Below are 18,284 nucleotides of genomic sequence, written 5' to 3'. Positions count from 1 at the left end.
CACTGCCAAGGAGCCGCCATGAACACCGCCGTCGCTGTTGCCGATTTTCGTACTTATCCGTTGATCAGCGCGCTCGGTGGCGTGCAGGGTCTGGCGGATCGCGTTGTCATCGAATGGGCTGACGGACGTGTCAGCCCGTTTCACCACGTATGGCTGCGCGACAATTGCCCGTGTGATCAATGTGTCTACAGCGTCACTCGCGAGCAGGTTTTCGAGAGCGTCGATGCCGCCGAGGATTTGCAACCGCTGGCCACGCGCATCGACAGCGATGGTTGCCTGCGCATCGACTGGCAGGACGGTCACCTGAGCCGCTTCTACCCGGGTTGGTTGCGCGCACATGCCTATGACGATGAATCCCGCGCCGAACGCCTGGCCGGCAAACCGCAGCCCCATTTGTGGCACAGCGATCTGCAGTTGCCGGTGTTCGACTACATCGCGCTGATGAACGACAACGCCGCGCTGCTGCAATGGTTGCTCGCCGTGCGCGACATCGGCCTGACCCAAGTGCGCGGCGTGCCCACCGAGCCGGGCTCGCTGAAGCTCATCGCGCAACGGATTTCCTTCATCCGCGAAAGCAATTTCGGCGTGCTGTTCAATGTGCACTCCAAAGCCGACGCCGACAGCAACGCCTACACCGCCTTCAACCTGCCATTGCACACGGATTTGCCGACACGAGAGCTGCAACCGGGGCTGCAATTTCTGCATTGCCTGGTGAATGATGCCGAGGGTGGCGAGAGCATTTTCGTCGATGGTTTTGCGATCGCCGACGCCTTGCGTCAGGAGGAGCCGCAGCTGTTTGAGGCCCTGTGCGAAATCCCTGTGGAATTTCGCAACAAGGACCGGCACAGCGACTATCGCTGCCTGGCGCCGATCATCGCTGTGGATGCGCTGGGCCGGGTGGCGGAGATTCGCATGGCCAACTTTCTGCGCGGGGCGTTCGATACGTCGGTGGCGCAGATGCCGCTGCTGTATCGCGCCTATCGGCGCTTTATTGCGATGACCCGCGAGCCGCGATTCCGGCTGATGCAGCGGCTCAAGCCGGGCGAGTTGTGGTGCTTTGACAACCGCCGCACGCTGCATGCGCGCAATGCCTTTGATCCAGCGACCGGGGCGCGGCATTTTCAGGGCTGCTATGTCGACCGGGATGAGTTGTTGTCGCGGATTCTGGTGTTGCAACGTTGAACCGCGTCATCGTTCTTCGCGAGCAGGCTCGCTCCCACATTGGAATGCATTTCAACTGTGGGAGCGAGCTTGCTCGCGAAAGCGTCAGTCCAAACAACGCGCTACTAACTGAATCACAGGCAAAAAAAACTCCGATCAAGCCGTGACAGGATCGGAGCTGAGGAGGGTACTGTTGAGGAGCTGCCAGGCGAGGGTGACCAAACCTTCGTGAAGCGAGCTGGGGCCAGTGTGCCTAGTCGCCCATCCAGTCGGTTAGCCGAAAACGACCTGTTCATAGTCGTCCCGGCCACCGCGACAAAACGCCCTTGCCGCGTCCGGTCGGGGCCACCAGAATCGAGCCAAGACCTCCGTTGCCACAGAAGGATTTGCGTAATGATGTACGCCGATTTGATTGACCAGGAAGATCTGTTGGGCCAGCTCAAGGCCTTGGGTATTCAGGTGCCGAGCGGTACCACCGCCGAGCAGGCCTGCGAGTGCGCGGTGCGTGGCCTGGACAATGTTCGCGCATTCGAACTGCGCAAGATGGTCAAGGACATGTACACCAGCGGCGCCAGCATTCAGCCGGCGGTGCGCCAGGCGATCGACAAGCAATTGTTGCCGGCCCTTTCGGATTACCAGCAGTCACACAGCGCCTGAGAAACCCCTTCGCGAGCAGGCTCGCTCCCACCTGATCGTTCCCACGCTCTGCGTGGGAACGATCAGACTTGGTCTACAGCCTTACACTGGCAAACGTCGACTCATTGCGCGCCTGACTCAGCGCCGACATCGGCCCCGACAGCGGCGACATCACGATGGCCTGCGGCAGCGGCAACATCGCCACTTGCTGGGTGGTGTTGGAGCCGACGCGCTCGTCACGCGGTGGGATGCCGAAGTACTCGCGATAGCACTTGGAGAAGTGCGGCGTGGAGACGAAACCACACACCGACGCCACTTCGATGATCGACATCGGCGTCTGCTTGAGCAGTTGCCGGGCGCGGATCAGGCGCAGCTTCAGGTAATAGCGTGACGGCGAGCAGTGCAGGTATTTCTGGAACAACCGCTCTAGCTGTCGACGCGACACCGCGACATACACCGCCAGTTCATCCAGATCGATCGGCTCTTCCAGATTGGCTTCCATCAGCGCGACGATTTCCTGCAACTTCGGCTGGTTGGTGCCGAGCATGTGCTTGAGCGGCACACGTTGGTGATCCTGTTCGTTGCGGATGCGCTCGTAGACGAACATTTCCGAGATCGCTGCCGACAGTTCACGACCGTGATCACGACTGATCAGGTGCAGCATCATGTCCAGCGGCGCGGTGCCGCCGGAACTGGTAAAGCGGTTACGGTCGAGGGTGAACAGTCGTGTGCTCATGGCCACGCGCGGGAAAGCTTCCTGCATCGCCGCCAGACATTCCCAGTGCACGCTGCAATCGAAGCCGTCGAGCAGACCGGCGCAGGCCAGCGCCCAACTGCCGGTGCACACCGCGCCCAGGCGCTTGGACTGGCGCGCCTGGCTTTGCAGCCACGAGACGTGTTCACGGGTTACGGTGCGTTGAATGCCGATGCCGCCGCAGACAATCACCGTGTCCAGGGGCGGGGCTTTGTGCATGGAGGCGTCGGGAGTGATCTGCAAACCGTCACTGGCCCAGACCTGGCCGCCATCGACGGTGAGGGTGCTCCAGCGATACAGCTCGCGACCGGACAACTGATTGGCCATGCGCAGCGGCTCAACGGCGGACGCCAGGGAAATCAGCGTGAAATTGTCCAGCAGCAGAAAGCCGATGGATTGAGGCGCACGGTTCTGGGGTTGGGCCCCGGAGTTGAACGACGTCATCGCGATATCTCCTCACACAAAGCGGGTGGCGGCCTCAGGCGGAGGCTCTTGTTATTGCCCGCGTCTCACAGAGAAAGCAGGCTTTGTTATGACAGAGCAATTGCCGTGCCTGAAATTGGACGGCCATTCAATAACTCCTGAAAACGACCTCGCGACGCGTCTATACGAGACCTCGGAACACGCCATTTCGAAGTGCCATCAGATGCCGCGAGAGCCCTTCCGCGCAGCCCGTGAGCAGATCGGTAGCACTTGTGGGAACTGGCCTGCAGAGGATTTGCACAGAGTGTCACCGCAAGCACGGGCGACGGACGGTCAGGTAACGACTGATGAGTCACGACTGACAATGACGCTTGTCTGATTGCGACGCGCCAAAAGGTGGCGTGGCTGGATCGGGGTGTTCTTTTGTTGAGCAGTTTTGACTGGTCTGGCACTCCACTCTGCCAGATCAACCTGTGGCGAGGGGATTTATCCCCTATCGGCTGCGCAGCAGTCGTAAATCCATTCACCAAAGTGTGTCAGGCAAAACTCGATTGCAGGATTTGGGACTGCTTCGCAGCCCAGCGGGGATAAATCCCCTCGCCACGGGTTCACGGTCAGCACTCAACCGCACTGACCGCCAAGCCACCGCGCGAAGTTTCTTTATATTTGTCATGCATATCGGCACCGGTATCGCGCATGGTGCGGATCACCCGGTCCAGCGAGATAAAGTGCTGCCCGTCGCCGCGCAGGGCCATTTGCGCCGCGTTGATGGCTTTCACGGCGGCGATTGCATTGCGCTCGATACACGGCACCTGCACCAGACCACCGACCGGGTCGCAGGTCAGACCAAGGTTGTGTTCCAGGCCGATTTCCGCCGCATTGCACAATTGCTCGGGCGTGGCGCCGAGAATCTCCGCCAGCCCCGCCGCTGCCATGGCGCAGGCCGAACCGACCTCGCCCTGACAACCGACCTCGGCCCCAGAGATCGAAGCGTTCTTCTTGCACAGAATGCCGACCGCCGCCGCGCCGAGGAAATAGTCGACGACGTTGGCGTCGGTGACCGCTTCGCTGAACTTCATGAAGTAGTGCAGCACCGCCGGGATGATCCCCGCCGCGCCGTTGGTCGGTGCAGTGACCATACGCCCGCCAGCGGCATTCTCTTCATTGACGGCCAGGGCGAACAGGTTGACCCACTCCATCGCGCTCAGGGTCGAGCCGATGACGTTCGGTTTGTTCAGCTCTTGCAGGCTGCGATGCAACTTCGCCGCACGTCGGCGAACGTTCAAGCCGCCGGGCAGAATGCCTTCATGCTTGAGGCCCTGCTCGACGCAATCCTGCATCGCCCGCCACAGTTTCATCAGCCCGGCACGGATCTCTTCTTCGCTGCGCCAGACCTTTTCGTTGGCCATCATCAGTTCGGCAACGCGCAGGTTGTGCGTTTTGCACAACTCCAGCAGCTCGACCGCACTGGAGAAGTCGTAGGGCAATTCGGTGCGATCCAGATCGACCACACCACTGGACGCTTGCGCCTCATCAACGACGAAGCCGCCGCCGACCGAATAGTAGGTGTCACGGTGCAGCTCAGCGAACTCGCCTTCGGCCACCAGGGTCATGGCGTTGGGATGGAATGGCAGGTTTTCATCGATCAGGCGCATGTCCCGCGCCCACACAAACGGCACCGACAGGCGACCATCCAATAACAACGTATGGGTTTCGCGCAGCGCCTGAATGCGCGGGCCGATCTGCGCCGGGTCGATTGCGTCCGGCCACTCGCCCATCAGGCCCATGATCACTGCGTTGTCGCTGCCGTGACCGATGCCGGTGGCGGAAAGCGATCCGAACAACTGCACCTCGATGCGCCGCACCTGTTCCAGCTGGTGCTTGCCGCGCAGCGACTCGACGAACAGTGCGGCGGCGCGCATCGGCCCGACGGTGTGGGAACTGGAAGGGCCGATGCCGATTTTGAACAGGTCGAAAACGCTGATAGCCATTGCTGCGAAGCTCCTGAGAATACCGGTCCGGGCGGCAAAAGCGCCCGCTGGCGGAGCTGCTACGCTCAAGCTGCGATCCGCCGAATGCCGGCATCATCGGGCTTTTGTCGGCGCGCTCGGCGTCTGACACCGACGCAGTCATGTCCAGCAGCGTCGTTACGTTTTCGCCCCGCAAATACGCCGTTTTTATGCAGTCGAGCAGGTCATCGGGGGCGGAAAAAAGCTGTAAGCGACGTCACCGACACTGGAAGCGACCATCCCTGTACTGGATACGACCCTCCCTGTAGGCGTCAGATTTTCACTGGTACATGATCGGGATGACTCGATTGCAAGGCGCTGCGGTAGAGCTGTCTCAAAAACGCCACCAACCGCAACCCATAAGTGCGGTGGTCCACAGTCGGAACACTGCCAAAAAAAACACCAAGGAGTCCATCCATGAAAGGTTCCCCGTCGTTGTTGTTGGCCGCCCTGCTGAGTCTGCCGTTACTGGCGCAAGCCGCAGAACCGGCACAGTGCAGCCTCGTTAACTTCTCCGATGTCGGCTGGACCGACATCACCGCAACCACCGCCACCACTTCCGTTGTTCTCAACGCCCTCGGCTACAAGACCAAGACCACCATGATCTCCGTGCCCGTGACCTACAAGTCGCTGGCCGACGGCAAGAACATGGACGTGTTTCTCGGTAACTGGATGCCGACCATGGAGAACGACATCAAGCCGTATCGCGATGCCGGCACCGTCGACACCGTGCGCACCAACCTCAAGGGTGCCAAATACACCCTCGCCGTGCCGCAAGCCCTGTACGACAAAGGCCTGCATGACTTCGCCGACATTGCCAAATTCAAGAAAGAGCTCGACGGCAAGATCTACGGCATCGAGCCGGGCAACGACGGCAACCGGCTGATCCAGAGCATGATCGACAAGGATGCCTTCGGCCTGAAAACCGCTGGCTTCAAGATCGTCGAATCTTCCGAGGCCGGCATGCTCTCGCAAGTCGACCGGGCGCAGAAGCGCGACACCGCCGTGGTCTTCCTCGGCTGGGCACCGCACCCGATGAACAAGCGCTTCAAGATTCAATACCTGACCGGCGGCGACGACTTCTTCGGCCCCGATTTCGGCGCAGCCACCGTGGCGACCAACACCCGCAAGGGTTACGCCGAAGAATGCAGCAATGTCGGTCAGCTGTTGAAAAACCTGGAGTTCACCGTCGACATGGAAAGTGAACTGATGGGCAACATCCTCGACGACAAAATGAAGCCTGACGCGGCCGCCAAGGCCTGGCTGAAAAAGAATCCACAGGTGCTCGATACCTGGCTCGCTGGCGTGACCACCATTGACGGTAAACCAGGCCTGGAGGCCGTGAAAGCCAAGCTCGCGCCTTGATTTGAAAGGCACCGCTTATGCCGGGCAGGCGTGCCTGCCCGGGCTGTTAATTTCCTTGCATGCGGACGTTCACTACCATGCTGATTGATCAGAAAATACCTTTAGGCCAGTACATCGCGGGCTTCGTCGAATGGTTGACGCAACACGGCGCCAACACCTTCGACGCAATCGCCGTGACACTGGAAACGATGATCCACGGCGTGACGTTTGCGCTGACCTGGTTCAACCCGTTGGTGCTGATTGGCCTGATTGCCATCATTGCCCATCTGATTCAACGCAAGTGGGGCCTGACCGCGTTCGTGGTCGCCTCGTTCCTGCTGATCCTCAACCTGGGTTACTGGCAGGAAACCATGGAAACCCTCGCCCAGGTGCTGTTCGCCACCCTGGTCTGCGTGTTGATCGGCGTGCCGCTGGGCATCGTCGCCGCGCACAAACCGATGTTCTACACCATGATGCGGCCGGTGCTCGATCTGATGCAGACCGTGCCGACCTTCGTTTACCTCATTCCTACCCTGACCCTCTTCGGGCTGGGTGTGGTACCGGGCCTGATCTCCACGGTGGTGTTCGCCATCGCGGCGCCGATCCGCCTGACCTACCTGGGCATCCGTGATGTCCCGCAAGAACTGATGGACGCCGGCAAGGCCTTCGGCTGCTCGCGTCGCCAATTGCTCTCAAGGATCGAACTGCCGCACGCCATGCCGAGCATCGCGGCCGGCATCACCCAGTGCATCATGCTGTCGCTGTCGATGGTGGTGATCGCGGCACTGGTCGGCGCCGACGGACTCGGCAAACCGGTGGTCAACGCACTGAACACTGCTGATATTGCGCTGGGCTTCGAAGCAGGCCTGGCAATCGTACTGCTGGCGATCATGCTCGACCGTATCTGCAAACAACCCGACGCCAAAGTAGGGGGTGACGCATGAGCATAATTCGCTTCGAAGACGTTGACGTAATCTTCTCCAAAGACCCGCGCGAGGCACTCAAGCTGCTCGATCAGGGCATGACCCGCAACGAGATCCTGAAGAAGACCGGTCAGATCGTCGGCGTGGAAAAAGCCACGCTGGACATCAACAAAGGCGAGATCTGCGTGCTGATGGGCCTCTCCGGCTCGGGCAAATCGAGCCTGCTGCGCTGCATCAACGGCCTCAACACGGTGAGCCGCGGCAAGCTGTTCGTCGAGCATGAAAACCGTCAGATCGACATCGCGTCCTGCACGCCCGCCGAGCTGAAGATGATGCGCACCAAGCGTATTGCGATGGTGTTCCAGAAGTTTGCCCTGATGCCCTGGCTGACAGTGCGCGAGAACATCAGTTTCGGTCTGGAAATGCAGGGTCGACCGGAGAAGGAACGCAAGAAATTGGTCGATGAGAAACTCGAACTGGTCGGTCTGACCCAGTGGCGCAACAAAAAGCCGGACGAACTCTCCGGCGGCATGCAGCAACGCGTCGGCCTCGCCCGCGCGCTGGCGATGGACGCCGACATTCTGCTGATGGACGAACCGTTCTCGGCCCTCGACCCGCTGATCCGCCAGGGTCTGCAGGATGAACTGCTGGAGCTGCAACGCAAGCTGAGCAAGACCATCGTTTTTGTCAGCCACGACCTTGATGAAGCCCTCAAACTCGGCAGCCGCATCGCGATCATGAAGGACGGCCGGATCATCCAGTACAGCGTGCCGGAAGAAATCGTCCTCAACCCGGCGGACGACTATGTGCGCACCTTCGTCGCCCACACCAATCCGCTCAACGTGCTCTGCGGCCGCAGCCTGATGCGCACGCTGGACAAGTGCAAACGCATCAACGGCTCGGTGTGCCTGGATCCTGGCGGCGACTCGTGGCTGGACCTGGCCGAAGGCAACACCATCAAAGGCGCGCGGCAGAACGGCTCGGTGCTGAATCTGCAGAACTGGGCACCGGGGCAAGCAGTGGAAGGCCTGGAGCGCAAGCCAACGCTGGTGGACTCGAACATCGGCATGCGTGATGCGCTGCAGATCCGTTATCAGACCGGCAACAAGCTGGTGCTGCACGATAACAATCATGTGGTGGGGATTCTCGGCGACAGCGAGTTGTATCACGCGTTGTTGGGCAAGAATCTGGGGTAACCCCCGCAGACACAAAAACGCCGCGAGATTATCGCGGCGTGATCGTTCCCACGCTCCGCGTGGGAATGCAGCCCGGGACGCTCCGCGTCCCACAACAGCGGACGCAGAGCGTCCATTGATGCATTCCCACGCGGAGCGTGGGAATGATCATGCAAAAGGGGCTCAATCGAGCCCCTTTTGTTTTAGCTGTTTAGCTATACACCCGGCCTAGAAGCTGCCGATGGCTTTCAAACTGATCCAGCACATCCCGCGTAATCTGCTCCGGCGTAAAGCCCATCAAGTCGTAATCCTGGCTGCCATTGTGCAGATACACCTCAGCACGGTAATAACGCTGACGCGCTTCATCTGATTGCGCCGATTCGGTCGGGGTCGCCAGATAACCATCCAGGCTCACTTCGTAAACGAAAGGGTTGCCCTCTTCCATCTCGACCCGCACGCCCATGCAACGCTTGGCCTTGCCCAGCAGCGTCTGCACTTCAATGCCCTGATTGCGCAATTGCGCCGCTGCATCTTCCAGTGCCGGAGTGACGTGTTTGTCCATGAAGCGCTGCACCACCGATTGGCTCGGCTGCAGATCCAGTTGCGTCAGGCGCTCGCTGAAACCTCGGCGTCCGCGCTCGGCCAGTTGCGCTTGCTCCTGTTCGATCTGCACGTCCTGACGCATCGCCTTGTGCAGGCCGAACATGAAGCAGATCAGCACCACCGAGAACGGCAGGCCGGCCAGCACGACCATGGTCTGCATGGCTTCGAAGTTGCCGGCGAACAGCAGGCCAATGGTCACCAGGGTGATCACCACCGACCAGAAGATCCGCAGCCAGTGCGGCGCGTCTTCATCGACGTTGCCGCCCTTGCAGGAAAGATTCGCCATCATCACCGCGCCGGAGTCGGCCGGGGTCAGGAACAGCACGAAGCCGACAAAGATCGACACCCCGATGACGACTTTCGACGCCGGATAATGCTCAAGCAACTGATAGATCGCCATCGACGGCTGTTCCAGCGCCGTCTTGCCCAGCTCCACCGCGCCCTGATTCATCACCAGATCCAGCGCCGAGTTGCCGAAGATCGACAGCCACGCCAAGGTGAAGCCCAGCGGAATCAGCAGCACGCCAGCAACCAGTTCACGCACGCTGCGGCCACGGGAAATTCGTGCGATGAACATGCCCACGAATGGCGCCCAGGAAATCCACCAGGCCCAGTAGAACAGGGTCCACAGACCCAGCCAGCGGTCGGACTTGGCGCTGTCGCCTTCATAGACGTACAGGTCGAAGGTCTTCAGCACCACGCCGTTGAGGTAGTCACCGATGTTCTGCACGAAGCCGTTGAGCAGGTGCAGGGTCGGGCCGAACAGCAGGACGAAAATCAGCAGGCCGCTGAACAGCACGATGTTCAGGTTGGACAGACGACGGATGCCGTTTTCCACACCCGACACGGCAGCGATGGTCGCTACTGTGCTCATGACGATGATGACGATCAGCAGGTTGGTATTGCTGTGCTCCATGCCGAACAGGTTTTCCAGCCCGGACGACACTTGCAGCGAGCCAATCCCCAGGTTGGTCACCAGACCCAGCAGGGTCACGAACATGCCGAAGCCGTCCACTGCGTGACCGGCCGCGCCTTTGACCCAACGCTCGCCGACCAGCGGATACAGCGCCGAACGCAGCGCCAGTGGCTGGTTATGCCGATAGGCGAAATACGCCACGGCCAGACCGACCAACGCGTAGATCGCCCAGCCGTGCAGGCCCCAGTGCAGGAAGGTCAGTTGCACTGCCTGACGCGCGGCCAGATTGCTGGCCGAGGTGCCTTCCGGCGGATTGAAGTAGTGATCCAGCGGCTCGGACGCGCCGAAGTACAACAGCGAAATGCCGATGCCCGACGAGAACAGCATCCCCGCCCAGGCGCCGTAGCTGAAATCCGGGGTGTCGTCCTTGCTGCCCAGTTTGAGTTTGCCGTACGAGGAAAACGCCAGGCCGACCACGAACACCAGGTAGGCGGCGATCACCACCATGTAGTACCAGCCGAAGCTGCGCGACAACCAGGCCTGAGCCATGCCCAACATTCTGCCGGCCTCTTGCGGGGCGATGATCAGAATGGCGGTCAACAACAGAATCAGCGCGGTCGAGGTGTAGAACACCCAACCGTTGACCGTCACCTTCTCGGGCGGGGTCTTTATTAGCGAGGCAGAACTCATGGCACAAATGCTCCAGGCAGTGCGAGAGAAGAACACAAGGCATCACGGAACCCGACCAATCGGTTAGTTGGCAGCCGACCGGCGGGTGATATAAAGACACTCCGAAAAAAGCCCGAACCTGCCGAAATGGCGTTGCGTATTCGCTTTCGTGGCCAGAGGCGACGGACGTTCATCCGAAACCTGGCCCCGAGCGTCTTGCCCTTTCAACACGTCCATCGAATCGCGAACCGCGCCATGCCCCGCGCAGGTTTCGAGCCGTTTCAGGTGTCGGTTTTTATCGTCATTACGCGTAGGAATTTTCTGTAGGCAGCGACGAATTGTCGCAGATCTTATTCTTTGTTGATTGAACGTTCAATCAAAACAAAATAGACTGGCCCTCAATCCGATCGGCGTCATTCGCCCCTCGGAAGGCCTAAGGAGATGTGCAAGATGCCCAAGGTCGGTATGCAACCCATCCGCCGCCAACAACTGATCGAAGCCACTTTGCAAGCGGTCGATCAGGTCGGAATGGGGGACGCCAGCATTGCGCTGATCGCCCGTTTGGCCGGTGTCTCGAATGGCATCATCAGTCACTACTTTCAGGACAAGAACGGCCTGATCGCCGCCACGATGCGGTACCTGATGACCGCCCTCAGCGAGAGCGTCACCGCGCGCCGTCAGGCGCTGGCAGATGACAGCCCACGGGCGCATCTGCAGGTGATCATCGAAGGCAACTTCGACGCCAGCCAGGTCAATGGCCCGGCAATGAAAACCTGGCTGGCCTTCTGGGCCACCAGCATGCACCAGCCGTCTTTGCACAGGTTGCAGCGGATCAACGATCACCGTCTGTATTCCAACCTGTGCTGCCAGTTCCGCCGTGTGTTGCCGCTCGAAGATGCGCGCAATGCCGCCCGAGGCCTGGCAGCTTTGATCGACGGTTTGTGGTTGCGCGGCGCGCTGTCGGGAGACGCTTTCGACACCGCTCAGGCGCAACAGATCGCTTACGAATACATGGATTTCCAATTGGCCAAGAAGGTGAGCTAGAGCACACAGAAAATGCTCGGCCCCTGAACGCCACCGCAGCGTCATCGCGGTGGTCAACGCCAACCACCAATGCACTTGCGAGGACACTATGGCCCGTTTCGAACTGCAAAAACTCTACATCGATGGCGCGTACACCGACGCCGGCAGCGACGCCACCTTCGAAGCCATCAACCCGGCGAACGGTGAAGTCCTCGCACTGGTGCAACGTGCGACCAAAGACGACGTCGAGCGCGCCGTGGTCAGCGCCGAAAAGGGCCAGAAAATCTGGGCCGCGATGACCGCCATGGAGCGTTCGCGCATCCTGCGTCGCGCCGTCGACATCCTGCGCGAGCGCAACGATGAGCTGGCCGCGCTGGAAACCCTGGACACCGGCAAATCCTTCTCCGAAACCAAGTACGTCGACATCGTCACCGGCGCTGACGTGCTGGAATACTACGCAGGCCTGGTGCCCGCCATCGAAGGCGAGCAGATCCCGCTGCGTGACACCTCGTTCGTTTACACCCGTCGCGAACCGCTGGGCGTAGTCGCCGGTATCGGCGCGTGGAACTACCCGATCCAGATCGCCCTGTGGAAATCCGCTCCAGCCCTGGCGGCCGGTAACGCGATGATCTTCAAGCCAAGCGAAGTCACCTCGCTGACCACCCTGAAACTGGCCGAGATCTACACCGAAGCCGGCGTGCCGAACGGTGTGTTCAACGTCCTGACCGGTAGCGGCCGCGAAGTCGGCACCTGGCTGACCGAGCACCCGCGCATCGAGAAAATCTCCTTCACTGGCGGCACCGACACCGGCAAGAAAGTCATGGCCAGCGCTTCGGCTTCGTCGCTCAAAGACGTGACCATGGAACTGGGCGGCAAGTCGCCGCTGATCATCTGCGACGACGCCGATCTGGATCGCGCCGCCGACACGGCGATGATGGCCAACTTCTACAGCTCCGGTCAGGTCTGCACCAACGGCACTCGCGTGTTCGTACCGGCGCACCTGAAAGCCGCTTTTGAAGCCAAGATCGTTGAGCGCGTTGCCCGCATCCGCGTTGGCAACCCGGAAGACGAAAACACCAACTTCGGCCCGCTGGTCAGCTTCCCGCACATGGAAAGCGTGTTGGCTTACATCGCCAAGGGTAAAGAAGAAGGCGCACGCGTGCTGTGCGGCGGCGGTCGACTGACGGACGGCGAATTCGCTAAAGGTGCGTTCGTGGCGCCAACCGTGTTCACCGACTGCACCGACGACATGACCATCGTCCGCGAAGAGATCTTCGGCCCGGTGATGGCGATCCTTTCCTACGAAACCGAAGAAGAAGTGATCCGCCGCGCCAACGACACCGACTTCGGCCTGGCCGCCGGTATCGTTACCAAGGACCTGAACCGCGCCCACCGCGTGATTCATCAACTGGAAGCCGGTATCTGCTGGATCAACGCCTGGGGCGAGTCCGACGCAAAAATGCCGGTCGGCGGCTACAAGCAGTCGGGTGTTGGCCGTGAGAACGGGATCAGCTCGCTGAACAACTTCACCCGCATCAAATCGGTACAGGTCGAGCTGGGCGATTACGTCTCGGTGTTCTGATCTGACTCAGAGTCCGGGTGGGGCCATTGTGGCGAGGGGATTCATCCCCGTCGCGCTGCGAAGCGGCCCCCCTCCAGACACTGCAATTCTCCAGACAGAACCAGTCGCCGACTCTGCGACTGCTGCGCAGCCGAACGGGGATAAATCCCCTCGCCACAGGTGCGCGGTCACAGTTGACCTGACCAACTTCAAAGAGGGTGCATTCAATGTCCCAAGAATTCGATTACATCATCATCGGTGCCGGCTCGGCCGGTAACACTCTGGCGACCCGTCTGACTGAAGACGAAGGCGTCACCGTTCTGCTGCTCGAAGCCGGGGGGCCGGACTACCGCCTCGACTTCCGCACGCAAATGCCCGCCGCGCTGGCCTTCCCGCTGCAGGGGCGTCGCTACAACTGGGCCTACGAAACCGATCCAGAGCCACACATGGACGGTCGCCGGATGGAATGCGGTCGCGGCAAGGGCCTTGGCGGCTCTTCGCTGATCAACGGCATGTGCTACATCCGTGGCAACGCCATGGACTACGACGGCTGGGCGAAACTGCCGGGCCTGGAAGACTGGTCGTACCTCGATTGCCTGCCGTATTTCCGCAAAGCCGAAACCCGCGACATCGGCCCGAACGACTACCACGGTGGCGACGGTCCGGTCAGCGTGACCACGCCGAAGGCCGGCAACAACCCGCTGTTCCACGCCATGGTCGAAGCCGGCGTGCAGGCCGGTTACCCGCGCACCGAAGACTTGAACGGCTACCAGCAGGAAGGCTTCGGCCCGATGGACCGCACCGTGACGCCGAACGGCCGCCGTGCTTCCACCGCCCGTGGCTACCTCGACATCGCCAAGAAGCGTTCGACCCTGACCATCGTCACCCACGCCCTGACCGACAAGATTCTTTTCGAAGGCAAGCGCGCGGTCGGCGTTCGTTACCTGATCGGCGACGCTGAAGAACGTGTTGAAGCCAAGGCGCGCAAGGAAGTTCTGCTGTGCTCCGGCGCCATCGCTTCGCCGCAGATTCTGCAGCGCTCCGGTGTCGGCCCGGCGAAACTGCTGGAAAGCCTCGACATCCCGGTGGTCCACGATCTGCCGGGCGTCGGTGAAAACCTGCAGGATCACCTTGAGCTGTACCTGCAATACGCCTGCACCCAACCGGTTTCGCTGTACCCGTCGCTGCTCTGGTACAACCAGCCGGCGATCGGTGCCGAGTGGCTGTTCAACGGCACCGGCATCGGCGCCAGCAACCAGTTCGAGGCCGGCGGTTTCATTCGTTCGCGTCCGGAATTCGAATGGCCGAACATCCAGTACCACTTCCTGCCGGTGGCGATTAACTACAACGGCAGCAACGGTGTGAAAGAGCACGGTTTCCAGGCGCACATGGGTTCCATGCGTTCGCCGAGCCGTGGTCGCATCCAGGTCAAATCCAAGGACCCGCGCCAGCACCCGAGCATCCTCTTCAACTACATGGCCACCGAGCAGGACTGGCAGGAATTTCGCGACGGCATCCGCCTGACCCGCGAGATCATGCAGCAGCCGGCCCTCGACGCCTTCCGTGGCCGCGAAATCAGCCCGGGCATCGACGTGCAAACCGATGAGCAGCTCGACAAGTTCATCCGCGAGCACGCCGAAACCGCGTTCCACCCGTCCTGCTCGTGCAAGATGGGCACCGACGAAATGGCCGTGGTCGATGGCGAAGGTCGTGTGCACGGCATGCAGAGCCTGCGCGTGGTCGATGCCTCGATCATGCCGATCATCACCACCGGCAACCTCAACGCGCCGACGATCATGATGGCCGAGAAAATCGCCGACAAGATCCGTGGCCGCAAGCCGCTGCCGCGCAGCAACGCTGCTTATTACGTCGCGAACGGCGCGCCGGTCAAAGGCAAGCCGATGCGGGATATCACCCCGGTTACGCAGTAAGTCGTAATACCTCCCCTGATCGTTCCCACGCTCTGCGTGGGAACGATCTGCTGTCGGGCACAGTAAATCCTCCTACACCCCCTCTTCACTTGATCCTACCCCCACGCAGGCCTACTCTAGACCTCGCGCAACCGTTTCACCCCTCCCCGCTGTCGCCATGCCGCTACTCCATTACAAGGAGGTTCCCGAATGTTCGATTTCCACCCCCAGCTCAAGCAGCGCTTTGCTGCCTTGCGCACGGGCGCTGAATTTTTTTCCCTGCGGTATGTGCGCGAGTCCGGGCAGTTTCTGTCGGTGCGCAAGAACGTCGCCGAACCGCCGAGCCTGAGCCGCGATGAAGGGGCGATGCTCACCGTGCGCGTGAATGGCGTCGAAGCCTACGCGGCGACCAATGACCTCTCGCAACAAGGCCTGCAAGCCGCCCTCGATCGCGCCGAGCAACAGGCCCGCCGGCTCAAGCCGCACGCCTTGCTCGATCTGCGCGAGCAGCCGCTTTCCAGCGATCGCGCTGATTATTTTTCACCCAATCTCGAACAGCCCTTCCCATCCCTGAGCGAATGCTTCGATCTGCTCGGTGCGGAGTCCGCCTCGGTGCCCAAGGATGAGCGCCTGGTCAATTGGCAGGTAAGCATCGGCATCACCCATGTCGAGCAGATCTACCTGAGCAGCGCCGGCGCCGAATTGCGCCAGGCCCAGCGCTTCGTTTATCCGAGCCTCGACGTCACCGCCTACGACGGCAACGACAGCCAGACCCGCAGCCTCGGCCGCGAGAACTTCGGCCAGCAGGGTGGCGCCGATGTCATCAGCCGTTGCGGCCTGGTCGGTGCAGGTCCGCAAGTCGCCGACCAGGCCCTGCAACTGCTGCTCGCGCCGAACACCCCGCAAGGCCCGCGCGACCTGCTGCTGATGCCTGATCAGATGATGCTGCAGATTCATGAATCCATCGGTCACCCGCTGGAGCTCGACCGCATCCTCGGCGATGAGCGCAATTACGCCGGCACCAGTTTCGTCAAGACCAGCGATTTCGGCAGCCTGCAATACGGCTCCAACCTGCTCAACGTAACCTTCGACCCGGGCATCCCGGAAGAACTCGCCAGCTACGGCCATGACGACGACGGCACTGCGGCGAGCAAACAATTCCTGATCCGCGACGGCCTGTTGCTGCGCCCATTGGGTGGGGCACTGTCGCAGTATCGTGCCGGCCTCGAAGGCGTTGCCAACAGCCGCGCCTGCGGCTGGAACCGGCCACCGATCGACCGCATGGCCAACCTCAACATCGAGCCGGGCGATCAGACGCTGGAGCAGATGATCGGTGGTATCGAGCACGGCATCCTGATGAGCACCAATCGCTCGTGGTCGATCGACGATGCGCGCAACAAATTCCAGTTCGGCTGCGAATGGGGCCAGTTGATCGAGCATGGTGAACTTAAAGGCGTGGTGAAAAATCCCAACTACCGGGCCATTTCCGCGCACTTCTGGAAGAGCCTGCGCGCCGTCGGCGATGCCAACACCGTCAAGGTGCTGGGCACGCCGAACTGCGGCAAGGGCGAACCGAACCAGGTGATTCGCGTCGGCCACGCTTCGCCGGCCTGCGTATTCAGCAACATTGATGTGTTTGGGGGAGACGCCTGATGAGCATTTCGAAGCGTCAGTCCGACGCCTTCAAGGTCATGGTCAACTGGCTGCACGACAGCGTGCGCGAGCCGGAACAGTTCACGCTCAGTTACGCCGCCGAAGCCTCGGCGTTCGTGCGCTTCAATCACGCCAAGGTGCGCCAGGCCGGGCAAGTACAGCAGGCCAACGTCGGCCTGAAACTGATCGACGACGGTCGCCACGCCGACCTGCAGATCACCTTGTCCGGGGATCAGGAAGCCGATCTGCAACGGCTCGCCGAGGGCCTGCAACAACTGCGCGAAACCCTGCCGCTGCTGCCGCAGGATCCGTACCTGCTGCTCAATCACAACAGCTGGCAGAGCACGCACGTACAAGCGCATCCGCTGCCGGACACCGAAGATGTCGTCGGGCAAATCTGCGCCGCCGCTGAAGGTCTGGATCTGGTCGGCTTCTATGCTGCCGGCCCGATCAGCCGCGGTTTCGCCAGCTCCGCCGGCGCGTTCGGCTGGCATGAAGCCAACAGTTTCAACTTCGACTTCAGCCTGTTCCATGAAAACGGCGAAGCGGTAAAGGCCAGCTACGCCGGGCATGACTGGAGCGACGAGGGCTTCGCCCGGCGTTTCGCCCAGGCACGCGAACAGCTTGAGTTTCTCGGCCGACCGTTACGCACCCTGGCACCGGGGCAGTACCGCGCCTATCTGGCACCGGCGGCACTGGAAGAAATCATGGGCATGCTCAGTTGGGGCGGGTTCTCGGCGCAATCGATCGCCAGCAAGAGCAGTCCGTTGCAGAAACTCTACGTCGGCGATCAGGCGTTCAGTCCGCTGGTGTCGCTGGATGAGAAAGTCAGCGAATCCCTGAGCCCGGCGTTTTCTGCCGAGGGATATCCGCGCAGCGATCTGCGTCTGATCATCGAAGGCCGGGCCGGTGATCAACTGGTCGGCTCGCGCAGCGCCGCCGAATATGGTCTGGCGGCGAACGGTGCGGGCGGCGGCGAAATGCCCAGTGCCTTGAACATGGCCGCCGGTGATCTGTCGCAGCAAGAGATCCTCAAGCAGTTGGGCACCGGGCTGTACATCAGCAACCTGTGGTACCTGAACTACTCGGATCAACCAGCGGCGCGCATGACCGGCATGACCCGTTTCGCGACCTTCTGGGTCGAGAACGGCGAAATCCAGGCGCCGGTCAGCACCATGCGTTTCGACGACAGCGCCTACAACCTGCTCGGCTCGCAGTTGGAAGCGTTGACTACCGAGCGTGAATTGCTGCTGTCGGCGAGTACCTACAGCCAGCGCAATACCTCGTCATCGCTGTTGCCGGGGGCGCTGGTCAGCCGGTTGACCCTAACGCTGTAAAACAAAGCTCCCCGGCACACGGGGGATCAACTGTTGGAATAGAAACTGTGGCGAGGGGATTTATCCCCGATGGACTGCGCAGCAGTCCCGCTTTTTTGGGGCCGCTGCGCGATCCAGCGGGGATAAATCCCCTCGCCACAGGGTTTCATGTTTGAACAAAAATCTGGATTAACCACCCACACGAGGT

Annotated in this window: 13 protein-coding genes; 10 read left to right on the top strand and 3 right to left on the bottom strand. The window is 61.0% G+C overall.

What is annotated here, in order from left to right:
• Positions 1 to 18: 18 nt before the first annotated feature.
• Entirely contained in the window at positions 19 to 1,182 is a 1,164-nt protein-coding gene (locus AAEZ10_RS25620; RefSeq protein WP_350571519.1) for a gamma-butyrobetaine dioxygenase, read from the top strand.
• Between the two features lie 372 nt (positions 1,183 to 1,554).
• Entirely contained in the window at positions 1,555 to 1,818 is a 264-nt protein-coding gene (locus tag AAEZ10_RS25615; protein WP_016772808.1) for a hypothetical protein, read from the top strand.
• Positions 1,819 to 1,891: 73 nt separating this feature from the next.
• Here AAEZ10_RS25615 and gbdR read toward each other — a convergent pair whose 3' ends face one another.
• Positions 1,892 to 2,995, bottom strand: a complete 1,104-nt coding sequence (gene gbdR / locus AAEZ10_RS25610; protein ID WP_007949927.1) for a choline metabolism transcriptional regulator GbdR — start codon at positions 2,993 to 2,995, stop codon at positions 1,892 to 1,894.
• A 593-nt stretch (positions 2,996 to 3,588) separates the two neighbouring features.
• Positions 3,589 to 4,965, bottom strand: a complete 1,377-nt coding sequence (locus AAEZ10_RS25605; protein ID WP_130911672.1) for an L-serine ammonia-lyase — start codon at positions 4,963 to 4,965, stop codon at positions 3,589 to 3,591.
• 435 nt (positions 4,966 to 5,400) lie between these two features.
• Between AAEZ10_RS25605 and AAEZ10_RS25600 the strand changes: the two genes are divergently transcribed.
• From AAEZ10_RS25600 to choV, 3 genes are all read left to right on the top strand, one after another.
• Positions 5,401 to 6,348 (top strand): choline ABC transporter substrate-binding protein, encoded by a 948-nt coding sequence (locus AAEZ10_RS25600; RefSeq protein WP_016772806.1) that lies wholly within the window; start codon positions 5,401 to 5,403, stop codon positions 6,346 to 6,348.
• Between the two features lie 77 nt (positions 6,349 to 6,425).
• Entirely contained in the window at positions 6,426 to 7,271 is an 846-nt protein-coding gene (gene choW, locus AAEZ10_RS25595; RefSeq protein WP_016772805.1) for a choline ABC transporter permease subunit, read from the top strand.
• Positions 7,268 to 8,446 carry a choline ABC transporter ATP-binding protein gene (gene choV / locus AAEZ10_RS25590; RefSeq protein WP_016772804.1) on the top strand — a complete coding sequence of 393 codons (1,179 nt, stop codon included), beginning with the start codon at positions 7,268 to 7,270 and terminating at the stop codon, positions 8,444 to 8,446. The genes choW and choV overlap by 4 nt, the downstream gene beginning before the upstream one ends.
• Positions 8,447 to 8,636: 190 nt before the next feature.
• On the opposite strand, the gene AAEZ10_RS25585 is transcribed toward choV, so the two are convergent.
• Positions 8,637 to 10,577: a BCCT family transporter gene (locus tag AAEZ10_RS25585; RefSeq protein ID WP_223259140.1), complete on the bottom strand. Its 1,941-nt coding sequence runs from the start codon at positions 10,575 to 10,577 to the stop codon at positions 8,637 to 8,639.
• Between the two features lie 486 nt (positions 10,578 to 11,063).
• Here AAEZ10_RS25585 and betI point away from each other — a divergent pair, with 486 nt between their 5' ends.
• The 5 genes from betI (at position 11,064) to AAEZ10_RS25560 (ending at position 18,097) form a co-directional block, all read left to right on the top strand.
• The gene (gene betI / locus AAEZ10_RS25580; RefSeq protein WP_024014607.1) at positions 11,064 to 11,657 is read left to right on the top strand and encodes a transcriptional regulator BetI; all 594 of its coding nucleotides are present in this window, start codon (positions 11,064 to 11,066) and stop codon (positions 11,655 to 11,657) included.
• 88 nt (positions 11,658 to 11,745) lie between these two features.
• Positions 11,746 to 13,218, top strand: coding sequence for a betaine-aldehyde dehydrogenase (gene betB / locus AAEZ10_RS25575; protein ID WP_024014608.1), 1,473 nt, complete (start codon positions 11,746 to 11,748; stop codon positions 13,216 to 13,218).
• A 206-nt stretch (positions 13,219 to 13,424) separates the two neighbouring features.
• Positions 13,425 to 15,128, top strand: a complete 1,704-nt coding sequence (gene betA, locus AAEZ10_RS25570) for a choline dehydrogenase (protein WP_016772801.1) — start codon at positions 13,425 to 13,427, stop codon at positions 15,126 to 15,128.
• Positions 15,129 to 15,317: 189 nt separating this feature from the next.
• The gene (locus AAEZ10_RS25565; RefSeq protein ID WP_350571514.1) at positions 15,318 to 16,760 is read left to right on the top strand and encodes a TldD/PmbA family protein; all 1,443 of its coding nucleotides are present in this window, start codon (positions 15,318 to 15,320) and stop codon (positions 16,758 to 16,760) included.
• Complete coding sequence (locus tag AAEZ10_RS25560; protein ID WP_122506103.1) at positions 16,760 to 18,097, top strand: TldD/PmbA family protein; 1,338 nt, start codon at positions 16,760 to 16,762, stop codon at positions 18,095 to 18,097. The genes AAEZ10_RS25565 and AAEZ10_RS25560 overlap by 1 nt, the downstream gene beginning before the upstream one ends.
• Positions 18,098 to 18,284: the final 187 nt, after the last annotated feature.

The organism is Pseudomonas sp. H26/SER47-MNA-CIBAN-0231 (assembly GCF_040310465.1).
GTDB classification, from domain to species: Bacteria; Pseudomonadota; Gammaproteobacteria; order Pseudomonadales; family Pseudomonadaceae; genus Aquipseudomonas; species Aquipseudomonas atacamensis.
Note: the sequence above shows the minus strand (reverse complement) of the source record. Positions and strands in the feature narration are given on the sequence as shown.

Excerpts from the sequence above, each read along its gene's own strand:
- AAEZ10_RS25620 (WP_350571519.1), top strand. The coding sequence starts at position 19 with ATGAACACCGCCGTCGCTGTTGCCGATTTTCGTACTTATCCGTTGATC.
- AAEZ10_RS25615 (WP_016772808.1), top strand. The coding sequence starts at position 1,555 with ATGATGTACGCCGATTTGATTGACCAGGAAGATCTGTTGGGCCAGCTC.
- gbdR (WP_007949927.1), bottom strand. The coding sequence starts at position 2,995 with ATGACGTCGTTCAACTCCGGGGCCCAACCCCAGAACCGTGCGCCTCAA.
- AAEZ10_RS25605 (WP_130911672.1), bottom strand. The coding sequence starts at position 4,965 with ATGGCTATCAGCGTTTTCGACCTGTTCAAAATCGGCATCGGCCCTTCC.
- AAEZ10_RS25600 (WP_016772806.1), top strand. The coding sequence starts at position 5,401 with ATGAAAGGTTCCCCGTCGTTGTTGTTGGCCGCCCTGCTGAGTCTGCCG.
- choW (WP_016772805.1), top strand. The coding sequence starts at position 6,426 with ATGCTGATTGATCAGAAAATACCTTTAGGCCAGTACATCGCGGGCTTC.
- choV (WP_016772804.1), top strand. The coding sequence starts at position 7,268 with ATGAGCATAATTCGCTTCGAAGACGTTGACGTAATCTTCTCCAAAGAC.
- betI (WP_024014607.1), top strand. The coding sequence starts at position 11,064 with ATGCCCAAGGTCGGTATGCAACCCATCCGCCGCCAACAACTGATCGAA.
- betB (WP_024014608.1), top strand. The coding sequence starts at position 11,746 with ATGGCCCGTTTCGAACTGCAAAAACTCTACATCGATGGCGCGTACACC.
- betA (WP_016772801.1), top strand. The coding sequence starts at position 13,425 with ATGTCCCAAGAATTCGATTACATCATCATCGGTGCCGGCTCGGCCGGT.
- AAEZ10_RS25565 (WP_350571514.1), top strand. The coding sequence starts at position 15,318 with ATGTTCGATTTCCACCCCCAGCTCAAGCAGCGCTTTGCTGCCTTGCGC.
- AAEZ10_RS25560 (WP_122506103.1), top strand. The coding sequence starts at position 16,760 with ATGAGCATTTCGAAGCGTCAGTCCGACGCCTTCAAGGTCATGGTCAAC.